A 12,329-nucleotide genomic window follows, 5' to 3' on the forward strand; every position below is an offset into this window, starting at 1 on the left:
CACCCTGCCCCGGCCCCCCCGGCGACCGCGCCGAATGGAAATGGTACGACCCCTACGAACCCCAACCACCACCAAGCGATAACTAGGGCTAGCGGCCCCAAACACTCCGGCGGGCAGCATAAGTCGCTGTCAGGCGCTCACCCCGACCAGTTTCTGGATGAACCGGATCTCGTCGTTGTCGTGTGCGTTGCCGTCCGGGTGGATCAGGTCGGAGAACCACGTGTCCGGAAGCGTCGTATAGGGCTCGTTCCAGGAGTCCCACGGAAGGTACGTCTGCGTGCGCCCGGCGACGAATCCCCAGTTGTAGGCGCCGACGTTGCGCCGCTTGGCAATCGGCAGGATGCCCTCGACGGTGCTGCCGAGATTACGGGCGAGGTACTCGGTGCACAGGATCGGCCGGCCCAGCGGAGTGAGCTCGTCGATGCGGTCCTCGAACTCTGAGGGCTCGGCATAGCTGTGGAAGCTGATGATGTCCGAGAGCTCGAGCTGCAGGCTGGCGATCTCACTGCGGCTGCCGGGGTCTCGCCAATGTCCCTGCCATACCCCGCTGGTCAACGGTTGGATCGGCTTGACCGCTCGCACCCACTGGAACACGTGCGGCAGGAACGCCGTGACCAGCTTCTGCTTGTCGGGATGCTCGACCTTGCGGTAGTCCTTCGCTGGGTTGTCCGGCTCGTTCCACACGTCCCACCCCAGCACCCGGGGATCGTTGCGGAAGAGGCCGACTACACCGGTGACATAGCTCTGCAGTACGCGCGTGTAGGCCGGGTCCTGCAGTCGATGCGCACCGGGACTCTGGACCCAGCCCGAGTTGTGCACTCCCTTGATCGGAGCCCGCTGAGGCCCGGCCTTGGGCAATGGATCCCAACACGAGTCGAACAGCACGAACAGCGGCTTGATGTTGTGACTGGCCGCGATCGAGACGAACTGAGAGAGCCGTTGGCTGAATCCGGCTCGGTCCGCCGCCCACAGCTGGTCGTGCAGGAACACCCGCATGGTGTTCATCCCGATCCGCCTGGCCACGCTCAGCTCGCCGGAGATGCGACGCGGGTCGAAGGTGCCCGCCTGAAACATCTCGAGCTGATTGACCGCGTTCGAGGTGACATAGTTGGCCCCGAGCAGCCAACCCTGCTCCCCATACCAGGCGTTGGCGCGGTCAACCGACCATCGCCCCGTCTCGGCCGCAGCGGCGGAGGGCAGCTTGGTCAGTGCCGCGGCGGCTGCAAGGTACAGCGGAAGTTTGAGGGCGGTTCGCCGGCGCACCTTGTGAACATAGTGTTCAGAGCCGAGCTGTTCGGTCCTCGTGTCTCATCTTGCAACGCAACAGGTTTCGAATTGTTATCAATCGGGTGAGCCGAGTCACCCTGTTGCCGACCAGACAGGCTCAGACCGTGAGCCCGTCGGCCACCCGCGGCACCCGCTCCGCCTCCGCGCCGTTGAGCACCATCGCGGCGACCCGGTCCCGGTGTTGTTCGGCGCTGCCCAGCAGAACCGCGTTCGTCGCGGCGCGCTTGTAATACAGATGCGCCTGGTGTTCCCAGGTGAACCCGATGCCACCGTGCACCTGGATGGTGTCGTTGGCGACGTGGCTCAGGGCGCCCGAGCAGACCGCCTGGGCGATGCTGGTGGCCAGCGCCGGATCATCGGATCCGTCCGCCAGCGCCCAGATCGCGTGATAGGCAGTCGACCTCGCGTGCTCGACGTCGACGAGCAGGTTCGCGAGCCGATGCTTGACCGCCTGAAACGATCCGATCGGCCTGCCGAACTGCAGTCGCGACTTCGCGTACTCCACCGACAGGTCCAGCAGATGCTGGGCGGCGCCCACCTGCTCCACCGCGAGAAGCGCCGCACCGACCTGTAGCGCATGGTCGATGACCCGGGCAGCTTCCTCGGCCCCGGCGATCACGCGGGCGGGCGCCTCGGTGAACATCACGTTCGCCTCGGAGCGGGTGAGATCGAGCGTGGCCAGCGGCGTGCGCTGCACTCCGTCGGCGGTGCCGTCGACGGCATACAGGACGACACCGTCGTCGCCCCGCGCGGCGACCAGCAGGACGTCGGCGATGCCGCCGTCGACCACCTGACTCACCGTGCCCGACAACGCATCTCCCGCAGCGGTCACCGTGACGGCGTCGGGATCGAATGCGCCGCCGCGGTCCACCACGGCGAAGGCCGCGGTGCGCCGACCCTCGACGAGGTCACCGAGCAGCTCGTCGCGCACCGGCCCGGATGGGGCGGCCACCAGGGCCGGAATCGCCAGGTACACCGTCCCGAACAGCGGCCCACACGCCAACCGTGCGCCCAGCTCCTCGATGGCCACGGCCTGATCGACGAGCGTTCCGCCGACTCCGCCGTCGGCCTCGGGCACCGACAGACCCAGCACGCCGAGCTCGCCGCCGAGCCGCGCCCACACCTTGGGATCGAACGGCGGGTCGGACTCCATCAACCCGCGGACGGTCTCCTCCGAGAAGTGTTCGGCGCTGAACTTGCGCACCGCATCGCGTAGTTGGCCTTGTTCCTCGGTGAACTTGTACTCAGCCACGGGGAATCTCCTTCCACGGCATGCCGGCGTCGGCACGCAGGTCGCCGGGCAGCCCGAGGATGCGTTCACCGAGGATGTTGCGCATCACCTCAGACGTCCCGCCTTCGATGGTGTTCGCACGGCTGCGCAGGTACCGCTGCTGGATGGGCCCTTGCCAATCCCGTTCCCCGGTGCCTGCACCCTGCTGATAACCGTGATACAGAATCCCTTCGGGCCCAAGGAAATCCATGCACCACTGGTAGATGTCCTGGTTGAGTTCGGCCCCGACCAACTTGCCGACCGACCCTTCCGGGCCGGGCCCGCCGACCGTCGCGGCCGCACGTGACCGTTCGGAGGTGAGCCGTTGTGCCTCCGAGCGCAGCCACAGCTGCGTGAGGCGGTCGCGCAGCACCGGGGTATGGCGCTCGGGCCGCGACGCCCACAGTCCGGTCGCGTCGGCGATGGTGCCGGCACCGCGCCTGCTGCCGCTGCCGCCGAGTGCGGTGCGTTCGTTCATCAGCGTCGTCATCGCCACGGCCCAGCCGTTGTCGACCTCGCCGAGACGGTGCTTGTCCGGGATGCGGGCGTCGCTGAAGTAGACCTCGTTGAACTCCGCCTGCCCCGTCATCTGGCGCAGCGGTCGCGTTTCGACGCCATCGCCGTGCATGTCGATGACGAAGTACGTCAGGCCTTTGTGCTTGGGCACATCGGGATTGGTGCGCGCGAGCAGCAGCCCCCAGCGCGCTCGGTGCGCCAGGCTGGTCCACACCTTCTGGCCGTTGATGACCCAGTCGTCTCCGTCGCGCACCGCCGACGTGGCGAGCCCGGCAAGATCAGAGCCGGCGCCCGGTTCGGAGAACAACTGGCACCACAGGTCGTCTGTGGTTGCCAACGGGCGCAACCACTTTCGTTTGACGTCCTCGGTCTGGGCGTGTTCGCGGATCGTCGGCGCCGCCATGCCGTATCCCATCGGGTTGAGGCCGAGGGGTACGGGGCCGCCCGCGCCCTGCAAGATGCGGTCGGCAACGGCCTGCAGACCGCGGGACACCCCGAGCCCGCCGAGGCCTTCGGGAAAGTGCACCCAGGTCAGACCGGCGTCGTAGCAGGCGCCGAGAAACTCGGGGATCGGCACGCTCTTCGGGTCGTGGTCGGCGACGACCCCGCGCGCCAGTTCGGCGACCCGACCGGCATCAGCGTCAGTGCTCATGGGTGTCACCATAGAAACTCGACGCGCGTCGACGAACAGCGGTACCGGGTTGAGCGGCTAACCGCGGTACTGGGCGACCTTGCCGGCGTAGTCGTCGAGGATCCGCAGCGACTCGTCGCGCGGTTTGGTGGGCAGCAGCAGGTTGGCCTGCCGGTAGCCGAGGTCCTCGAGCGCGCGCCAGTAATCCGGATCCGCAGGCGTGCCGAACGTCGTCAACGGGACGTCGTGACCCGCACCCTCCCGCATCTGGTCGATCCGTTTGGCCAGCCTCTCGACCGGCAGCGGATTGGAGATCCAACCCGCTCCATGGCGGATCACCCGCTTGACCGTGGCGTCGGAGTCACCGCCGACGACAATCGGCGGATGCGGTTTGCGCACCGGCTTCGGTCGCAGGAACGAGGATTCGAAGTCGACGAAGCGTCCGTGATACTCGGCGGGCTCATCGGTCCACAACGCTTTGATGGCCTCGATGCGTTCGTCCAGCAGCGCACCGCGGGTCTTGGGGTCGGTGCCGTGGTGGCGCAACTCCTCGATGTTCCACCCCGCGCCCACACCGAACACGAAGCGGCCGCCCGAGATCAGGTCGATGCTTGCGGCCTCTTTGGCGGTGATGATCGGATCGCGCTGGATCAGCAGCGCGATGCCGGTGACCAGTTCGATCTTCGAGGTCACCGCCGCTGCCGCGGCCAGCGTGACGAACGGATCCAGGGTGCGGTAGTAGACCTTCGGCAGGTCCCCTCCCATCGGATACGGAGACTGCCTGCTGGCCGGGATATGGGTGTGCTCGGCGACGACAAGCGCGTCGAAGCCGCGCTCCTCGACGGCGCGAGCCAACGACACGGTGTCGATCGTGTCGTCATTGACGAAGGTTGAGATCCCGAAGTCCATGCCGCCCTCGCTTTCGTCGATGCGCATGCCAACGCCGGCGTACGACGCGACTATTCCTCAGGCCAGCGGTTCGCCGAACTTGGTCAGCACATGCCATTCGCCGCCGAACATGTCGAGACCCTGCCCGTGGGCGTCGATGTCGTTCTGATCGCCCGCATACCGGTAAAGGGGTTGGCCGCGGTACGTCACCTGTTCGCCCTCGTCGCGCCGCGGCACGATCTTGGCCGCCGCCACGTCGATGCCGATACCGCCGGCCGGATCCGCGTCCGCCAACAGCGGCAGCCAGGTGTCGGCGCACTCGCCGTAGCATGTGGGTTCGTTCGGACCGTCCTGCGAAAAGACGTACAGCGTGCGTCCGGTGCTGTCGACGATGATCTCGCCGAGGTCGCCGCGGTCGTCGATGCCGAGCGAGACGTCGCCGATCGGCGGCTTGCGCTCGATCGACGGTGGTGGATTCGGGGCCGGCGTGCGCGGTTCGGTGCGCGGTGCGGCCAACGAGGTCTGGGTGCCGGACGCCGCGGCCGTCGCCGTGCTGTGGGTCTCCTTGTTCTCGAGCGCGGCGCACCCGGACAGCGCCAGCAGGCTGACCATCAGGATCGGGGCGCACGTCGACGACGTACGTGGCGTGGGCATGATCAATCCATATCCTTCGGTCTCACCGCTCAAACGTGTCACCGACCCGCGTTGCTGGCCAACTCGATCACGTACTGGTTGACGAAATCTCCTGCCGGCGGGTCACCCTTACCGCACGTCCCGTCGGATTCGCCGGGCCGCTTCACCCACAGATAGGCGTCGGCGTGCGGACCCGCCGTGGCCGTGGTCGGCGCGACACCCAGGGCCCTGCCGTCGGGGTTGCACCAGTACAGCTCGCCCTCGGCAGGCCCGTTCCCGTTGCGGGAGGTGTCGATCACGTAGTGCTTACCGTTCGTCAACCCCGAAATCGCCTCGCCGTAACCGATTTCGTCTTCGGTGGTGAAGAAGTTCGCGACGTTGAGGCTGAACCCCCGCGCGCGATCCACGCCGGCCTGGTTGAGCCGTGACGCCATCTCCTCGGGGCTGTGCCAGCGCAAGTGGCCGGCGTCGACGTACACCGCGGTCGACGGGTTCCTGGTCAGGGCGTCCACGGCGTAGCGGATCAGGTCGAAGCGTTCCTGACGCTGGTCTGGCGACAGGCAGTCGGCCATGGCAAGCGCGTCGGGTTCGACGATGACCGCCGCGGGCACCGGACCGATGTCGGCGGCGATGCCGTCGATCCACTGTCGGTACGCCTCACCGGATCCATGACCGCCCGCCGCGAAACTTCCACAGTCGCGGTGCGGGATTCCGTAAATGGCGAACACCGGTATGGCACCGGCGGCGGCCGCGTCGCCCGCGTATTTGGCCACCGTCGACGCCGAGGAGCCCGGCACCAGCCAGTAGGCCTGCGGGGTGTTGGCGACCGCGCTCAGTTCGGGACTGGGCGGGTCCGCAGCCTGTGCGGCGCGCATCGCCTTCGACGTCGGGTTGACGTAGAAGGGTTTGCCCGCCAACGGGTTGGCCTCGCTGACCAAATGCACCGTCGGCGCTGGGCCGGCGAGGAGCGTCGCAGAGGCGACGACCGCCAAGGTGAGGACGGGGGCGGTCAATCGCGCGACCGCGCGGGCAGCTGAGGACATCACCCCAGGGAAATTAATGGCTCGCGATCGGGCCCGCCAATTCGGCCCTGGTAACCGACCGTGCAGCTTGCGGCCATGCTCGGCGAGGGTTCGTGGCTGCGCGCGTTAGTGTGCTGGGGTCGGGCTCACGGACAAACCGGCAGAAAAGATGAGCATCCATGACCGCAGCACCAGAGACGTCGGCCATCGAAGCGCGGGTCGGCCATTGGTACCAGATGGCCGACCCGTACCTCGTCGGCCGCGAGAAGGTGCGCGAATACGCCCGTGCGGTGCAGGACTACCACCCCGCGCACTGGGACGTCGCTGCCGCCGCTGAGCTGGGATATTCGGGTCTGGTAGCGCCGCTGACGTTCACGTCGGCCCCGGCCATGTCGTGTAACCGGCACATGTTCGAGCAGGTGGTCGTCGGTTACGACACCTACCTGCAGACCGAAGAGGTCTTCGAGCAGCACCGCCCGATCGTGGCCGGCGACGAGCTGGTGATCGACGTCGAGTTGACGTCGGTGCGCAGGATCGCGGGCCGGGATCTGATCACCGTGACCAACACCTTCACCGACACCGCCGGCGAGCGGGTGCACACCCTGCACACCACCGTGGTGGGTCTGACCAGCGAAGACGTGGATCCGGACATCATGACCGCCGTCCACGCCAAGATGATGCACGACGTGGACATCTTCGCGGTCAGCGAGGCTGAGGGCACATACGAGAAGACCGTGCGGCCCGAGAGCGAAGCCCGGATCGCCGATGGTTCGGACCGCCCACCGGGCACGCCGTCGTTCGACGAGCTGAACGTCGGCGACGAGCTCCCGGTGCGCCACACGCGGTTGTCCCGCGGCGACCTGGTCAACTACGCCGGCGTCGCCGGTGACGCCAACCCGATCCACTGGGACGAGGACATCGCCAAGCTGGCCGGACTTCCCGACGTGATCGCCCACGGCATGCTCACCATGGGCCTCGGCGCGGGGTTCGTGTCGGCCTGGTCGGGCGACCCGGGCGCGGTGACCCGCTACGCGGTGCGGCTCTCCGCACCGGCGATCGTCTCCGCCCAAGAGGGCGCCGACATCGAGTTCAGCGGCAGGATCAAGTCGCTGGATCCCGCGACCCGCTCGGGCGTGATCGTGGTGGCGGCCAAGTCCTCCGGAAAGAAGATCTTCGGGCTGGCGACCATGAACATCCGCTTCCGCTGACCGCCGCCACCGTCCTCAGCCGTCGGCCCGCGCGTCACGCGATTGCGGTGCGCGCAATCCGAGCGTGCGGCGCCCGGCCGCAATCAGTTGATCGCGCAGCGTCTCCTCGTCGACGTCGCCGTAGTCGAGGCCCGCGGCGGATGCGACCCCCGACATGACGAGCGCCGCTTTCACCTGGCCGGCCAACCCGGGCTCGACATCGGCGAGCAGGCGCATCTGACGGTCGACGACCGCGGCCCAATCCGATCGGGTCCGGAGCAGTGCGACGACGCCCGGGTCGCCGGTGAACAGCGGTATCAGCTCGCGGTTCGCGGCGGCGAGCGCTGCGTAGCCGCGCAGCAGATGGTCCGCACGGGCACGACGGGCGCGGTGGGTCTCGGCGGCAGCCACGATCGCGGCGACCTCTTCGATGAGCGGTTCCATGACGGCGGTCAGCAGTTCGTCGCGGGTGCGGAAATGGTGGTAGATCGCGGACTTGGTCAGGCCGAGCTCGTCGGAGATCATCTGCAACGACGTTCCGGCGACACTGTGTTGTTTGAACAGCTCGATCGCTACGTCGATGAGGCGCTGCCGGGTCGGGGCACCGGCTTCCGTCGAGGGGTCGCTCACGGGATTCTCTCTGTCGGATTGCTTACACCGCTCACCTTAGCTGACCAGTCGTACAGGGCGATGCTGTACGGTTGGTCAGGACCGAGCTTTACGATTGGTCAGGCGGCAAGGAGCTTGTCGCAGCATCCCGTCACCGCACATCCCGAGGAGCGCCGTTGACCACGCTGGAAACGCTCGACTTCTTTCATGACGACGCGTTGATCGCCGACCCGTATCCAGTCCTCGCCCGGATGCGCGAGACAAGCCCGGTGCTGCGCGAGCCGGTGCACGGCGTCATGGTGGTCACCGGCTACAACGAAGTGCTGTCGGTCGTCGGCGATCCGGAGACGTTCTCCTCGTGCAACTCCACGACGGGTTTTCTGGCCGGCTTCCCGGTTCCCCTGGAGGGGCTCGACGGGGCGGAGGTCCGCGCGCTGATCGAAGCCCATCGCGACAAGCTGCCGTTCAGCGACCAATTGCCCTCGTTCGATCCGCCCAAGCACACCGCCCATCGGTCGCTCCTCTCGCGTTTGATCACACCCAAGCGCCTCAAAGAGAACGAGGAGTTCATGTGGCGCCTCGCCGACAGAGTGCTCGACCCCTTCCTGGCGGCCGGCGGCGGCGAGTTCATCAGGGAAGTCGCCAACCCGTTCGCGCTCCTGGTCATCGCCGACTTGTTGGGTGTTCCCGAAGAAGACCACGCCGAGCTCACCGCCGAGTTGACCCGTGACGTCGCCCTGGGCAGCGCCGGCGGGGAAACCGCGATGGCGCACTCGCCGCTCGAGTACCTCTACGCGCGCTTCACCGACTACATCGACGAGCGGCGCCAGTCACCGCGCGGCGACGTCATGACCGAGATGGCCATGGCCACGTTTCCGGATGGATCGGTGCCCGAGGTCATCGACGTGGTTCGCGTTGCGGCCAACCTCTTTTCGGCCGGCCAGGAGACGACCGTTCGACTGCTGTCCTCTGCGCTCAAGATGCTGGCCGAGGATGCGCGACTCCAGGAGCGGCTACGCGAGACTCCGGAGGCGATCCCCAACTTCATCGAGGAGGCCCTGCGGTTCGAGAGCCCCATCAAGGGCGACTTCAGGTTGGCCCGTGCCGCGACGACGGTCGGCGGCGTGGAGGTTCCCGCGGGTACGACCATGATGGTGCACTTCGGCGCCGCCAACCGCGACCCCCGCCAGTTCGAGAACCCGGATGTGTTCGATCCTGATCGGCCGAATGCGCGCCGGCACATCGGATTCGGACGAGGCGTCCACAGCTGTATCGGTGCTCCGCTGGCGCGTTCGGAGGGCCGAGTGCTCCTTCAGCGGCTGCACGAGCGCACGGCCGAGATACGGATCGACGACGCCGCACACGGCCCCGCCGGAAGCCGGCGGTTCGACTACGTGCCCACCTATATCCTGCGCGGACTCACCGATCTACACGTGAAGGTGGACTGAGATGAGGGTTTCCGTCGACGAGGATGCGTGCCGCGGACACGGAGTCTGCGTATCGCTGTGTCCGTCGGTGTTCGTCATCGCCGACCTCGGCTACGCGGAGGCGGCAGATCCCGAAATACCCGCTGCTCTGGAAGCGTCGGTAATCGGCGCCGCGCGGAGCTGTCCCGAAAGCGCCATACACGTCGCCAAGGAGAACCATGTCAATTGACTTCGATCGCAAGGGCCGCAAGGCCTTCGACTTGTCCGGCAAGGTCGTCGTGATGGTGGGAGCGGGACAAAGTCCCGGCCCCGGCATGGGGAACGGGCGGGCCATCTCGCTTCTGGCGGCGCGCCATGGCGCGGAGGTCGTCGCCGTCGATGTGAACCCCGCAGCGGTGAAGGAAACGGTCGAGATGATCGTCGCCGAAGGTGGAAACGCCTACGCCATCGAAGCCGACGTCGCCAGTAAAGACGACTGCCAGAGGATCTTCGATACCGCGATGGCGACCAGCGGTCACGTGGACGGGATGGTGTACAGCGTGGCGACCAACCCGCCGTTCGACTTCGACTCGAACTCGATGACCGTCGAGAACTTCAACCACGGCATCAACGTCAACATGCTGGGCTGCTATCACTGCAATCTCTTTGCCGCACAATGTATGGAGCGCAACGACGGCGACACCGCCGGAAGCATCGTCAACATCTCGTCGATCGCCAGCGTCAAGAACGAGCTCGGCCTCAACATCGGCATCATGCCCTACGCATTGGGCAAATGCGGTCTGAACCACATCACCGAACTGGCCGCCGTCCAGTTCGCCGAGGCCGGAATCCGGGTCAACACATTGATGTTGGGGCCCATCAACTCCGTACTGGCCAATCGGGATTCGCAATCGCTGTTCGGAGTGGACGCCGACGAGGCGACCGAACGGCACAACGACGTCGTCAAGCTCAAGATGGGCCGCGCCAGCGTCTGGGAATCGGCGTACGCCGCGCTATACCTGCTCGCCGACGAATCGCGGTTCATGACCGGCCAACAGATCCGCCTGGACGGTGGCGCCACTCTGGTCCGGTGACACCACCGACGGAGCGAGGGGTCAACAGAGCCGCAGTAGAGCGCGGCTGACGATGTCCATCGCCGCACCGGTCGAGATGCCGAGGTCCGCGCTGATCATGTTGACCGCGTCCGGTGCCAGGACACCGACGCTGGTGGCGGCGCAGGCCCGGTAGCCCTGCGTGACCAGTTCCTCGGCCGTCAGGAACGAATACCGCGGTTGGAGGTCACGCAGGAACTCGTCCTCGGTCGCTCCGGCGGGTGCCGCTACCGCCACGGCAACCATGAGACCTACCGCCGAGGCGGCAACGCCGAGGTAACGCATTCGAACCCCCTTGAGTCAGTCGTCCGAGGTCCAGGGACGACATCTGGTGGTCGGCTGATTCGATGGTAATTTCGCGCGCGTCCGCTCGGAAGGAAATCAGCAAATACCGTCGACGTTGCCGACCCACCACAAGGAGCCGCCGCGTATATCCGAGGACCGGCGCCAGGGCCGTCAGAAATCAGGTGTGGCATTCACACTGCGACGCCCTGGTGGAGGTGGCCTCCAGAAGGTCTGCGTCGCCGCCGTCGGGCCGCCAGTCGAAGGGAAAGTGCTTGCTCGAGCCGCCGTGGTATTCGTGAGACCACTCGAACCCGGCGGCGTGATCACGCTCGACAACGCCCCACGTGGCGACCTGCCCGGGGCCGACCTCCGCTCCCGGGGCGTTGACGGTGGTGACGCGCCGATTCGGATCAGATGTGGGGCCGGTCAGCGCGCCGACCCGCACATCGACCTTCCCAGGAATCTCGGCGCGCCAGTAGGCCAGGTCATCTGCAGATTCAAACGTGATGGGGGCGTATTCGATGCTGCGTAAATCGGCGATGAGAGATGCGAATTCGGCAGGCCAGCCGCCTTCCTTGCCGGTGAAGATCCGCTTCAGCGCGTGACGCTGGTCGGCGTCGGCACGGGCATCGATGTAGAACATCAACCTCATCATCGCGTTGGGATCATCGACCCACATGTTCCCCGTGAATTCCCCCAGAGAGACGACGTTCAACCCGGCGAGATCCACGTCGCCGAAGTACCCGTCACGGATGTGCCACACGAGGGTGAACAGACAGTCGCCGTGCGTGGGCTCCTGAGCGAAGCTGCACGGGCAGGGCAGTTTGCAGCTACACACGTCGAACCAGTCGCCGCGAAGGTGCCAGTCGACCACTGTCGGGGTTGTCGTCGCCATCATCCGATCCTCTCCTCCATACCCCGGGGGGGTATCTGATGGTGAGACCCTAGCTGCTCGCCGCACTGGTGCGCAAGTACCCCAGGGGGGTATCTTCGGAATATGTTCGAAGCATCTCGATCCACAGTGGTCACCCGATCGTCACGCCTGCTTGCCTCGGTACTGACGGCAGCCGGCGTAATGGGCTTGAGCGCGTGCGCGTCGGATGATGTTCCCCCGACCGCGACCTCGCGACTCGAGCCGGCGAGCGCCGCGCGGCTGGTGGACCCGGGGGAGTTCGCCGCAGCGATCGCCGAGCCCGATCGTGTGACCGTGAACGTGCACGTGCCCTTCGAGGGCGACATCCCGGGCACAGACCTGTCGATCCCGTTCGATCAGATCGCCGCGCGAGCTGCACTCCTTCCCGCCGATCGCAGCGCCCCCCTGGCCATCTACTGCCGCTCTGGACCGATGAGTACGGTTGCGGCCCAATCACTTCGCGAGCTCGGCTACATCGACATCATCGAACTCCGCGGGGGCATGCGCGCGTGGCAGGCCGACGGCCGTCAGGTGTCGGGCGTCTGACATATCATTCTGAGGCGCAGTGCC

At 66.6% G+C, this 12,329-nt stretch carries 14 protein-coding genes; 5 read left to right on the plus strand and 9 right to left on the minus strand.

Annotated elements, in window-relative coordinates; all coding sequences use genetic code 11:
- Nucleotides 1–129: 129 nt before the first annotated feature.
- From AU197_RS08970 to AU197_RS08995, 6 genes are all read right to left on the minus strand, one after another.
- The gene (locus tag AU197_RS08970; RefSeq protein WP_064402200.1) at nucleotides 130–1,263 is read right to left on the minus strand and encodes a glycoside hydrolase 5 family protein; all 1,134 of its coding nucleotides are present in this window, start codon (nucleotides 1,261–1,263) and stop codon (nucleotides 130–132) included.
- A 121-nt stretch (nucleotides 1,264–1,384) separates the two neighbouring features.
- Nucleotides 1,385–2,539 carry an acyl-CoA dehydrogenase family protein gene (locus AU197_RS08975; RefSeq protein ID WP_064402201.1) on the minus strand — a complete coding sequence of 385 codons (1,155 nt, stop codon included), beginning with the start codon at nucleotides 2,537–2,539 and terminating at the stop codon, nucleotides 1,385–1,387.
- Nucleotides 2,532–3,725, minus strand: coding sequence for an acyl-CoA dehydrogenase family protein (locus tag AU197_RS08980; RefSeq protein ID WP_064402264.1), 1,194 nt, complete (start codon nucleotides 3,723–3,725; stop codon nucleotides 2,532–2,534). Before AU197_RS08980 ends, AU197_RS08975 begins: the two co-directional genes overlap by 8 nt.
- Before the next feature lie 57 nt (nucleotides 3,726–3,782).
- The gene (locus AU197_RS08985) at nucleotides 3,783–4,613 is read right to left on the minus strand and encodes an LLM class F420-dependent oxidoreductase (RefSeq protein WP_064402265.1); all 831 of its coding nucleotides are present in this window, start codon (nucleotides 4,611–4,613) and stop codon (nucleotides 3,783–3,785) included.
- Nucleotides 4,614–4,670: 57 nt separating this feature from the next.
- Entirely contained in the window at nucleotides 4,671–5,246 is a 576-nt protein-coding gene (locus AU197_RS08990) for a COG4315 family predicted lipoprotein (RefSeq protein WP_064402202.1), read from the minus strand.
- 38 nt (nucleotides 5,247–5,284) lie between these two features.
- Nucleotides 5,285–6,271: a glycoside hydrolase family 6 protein gene (locus AU197_RS08995; RefSeq protein WP_156434360.1), complete on the minus strand. Its 987-nt coding sequence runs from the start codon at nucleotides 6,269–6,271 to the stop codon at nucleotides 5,285–5,287.
- Between the two features lie 155 nt (nucleotides 6,272–6,426).
- Between AU197_RS08995 and AU197_RS09000 the strand changes: the two genes are divergently transcribed.
- Complete coding sequence (locus AU197_RS09000; protein WP_064402203.1) at nucleotides 6,427–7,455, plus strand: fused (3R)-hydroxyacyl-ACP dehydratase subunits HadA/HadB; 1,029 nt, start codon at nucleotides 6,427–6,429, stop codon at nucleotides 7,453–7,455.
- 15 nt (nucleotides 7,456–7,470) lie between these two features.
- On the opposite strand, the gene AU197_RS09005 is transcribed toward AU197_RS09000, so the two are convergent.
- Nucleotides 7,471–8,064 carry a TetR/AcrR family transcriptional regulator gene (locus AU197_RS09005; RefSeq protein WP_064402204.1) on the minus strand — a complete coding sequence of 198 codons (594 nt, stop codon included), beginning with the start codon at nucleotides 8,062–8,064 and terminating at the stop codon, nucleotides 7,471–7,473.
- A 155-nt stretch (nucleotides 8,065–8,219) separates the two neighbouring features.
- Between AU197_RS09005 and AU197_RS09010 the strand changes: the two genes are divergently transcribed.
- Genes AU197_RS09010 through AU197_RS09020 form a run of 3 tightly spaced genes read left to right on the plus strand, consistent with a single transcriptional unit; the run spans nucleotide 8,220 to nucleotide 10,543 of the window.
- Nucleotides 8,220–9,491 carry a cytochrome P450 gene (locus AU197_RS09010; protein WP_064402205.1) on the plus strand — a complete coding sequence of 424 codons (1,272 nt, stop codon included), beginning with the start codon at nucleotides 8,220–8,222 and terminating at the stop codon, nucleotides 9,489–9,491.
- Between the two features lies 1 nt (nucleotide 9,492).
- Nucleotides 9,493–9,699, plus strand: coding sequence for a ferredoxin (locus tag AU197_RS09015; protein WP_064402206.1), 207 nt, complete (start codon nucleotides 9,493–9,495; stop codon nucleotides 9,697–9,699).
- Entirely contained in the window at nucleotides 9,689–10,543 is an 855-nt protein-coding gene (locus AU197_RS09020; protein WP_064402207.1) for an SDR family NAD(P)-dependent oxidoreductase, read from the plus strand. The genes AU197_RS09015 and AU197_RS09020 overlap by 11 nt, the downstream gene beginning before the upstream one ends.
- A 21-nt stretch (nucleotides 10,544–10,564) precedes the next feature.
- On the opposite strand, the gene AU197_RS09025 is transcribed toward AU197_RS09020, so the two are convergent.
- Together AU197_RS09025 and AU197_RS09030 are read right to left on the minus strand one after the other, a co-directional pair.
- Entirely contained in the window at nucleotides 10,565–10,798 is a 234-nt protein-coding gene (locus AU197_RS09025) for a hypothetical protein (RefSeq protein WP_407937605.1), read from the minus strand.
- Nucleotides 10,799–11,024: 226 nt separating this feature from the next.
- On the minus strand, nucleotides 11,025–11,741 hold the full coding sequence (locus AU197_RS09030) for a DUF1326 domain-containing protein (protein ID WP_064402209.1): 717 nt from the start codon (nucleotides 11,739–11,741) through the stop codon (nucleotides 11,025–11,027).
- 102 nt (nucleotides 11,742–11,843) lie between these two features.
- On the opposite strand from AU197_RS09030, the gene AU197_RS09035 reads away from it, so the two are divergent.
- Entirely contained in the window at nucleotides 11,844–12,305 is a 462-nt protein-coding gene (locus tag AU197_RS09035) for a rhodanese-like domain-containing protein (protein ID WP_064402210.1), read from the plus strand.
- The last annotated feature ends 24 nt before the right edge of the window (nucleotides 12,306–12,329 follow it).

Origin of the sequence: Mycobacterium sp. IS-1590 (assembly GCF_001500025.1) — a bacterium.
Classification (GTDB): Bacteria; Actinomycetota; Actinomycetes; order Mycobacteriales; family Mycobacteriaceae; genus Mycobacterium.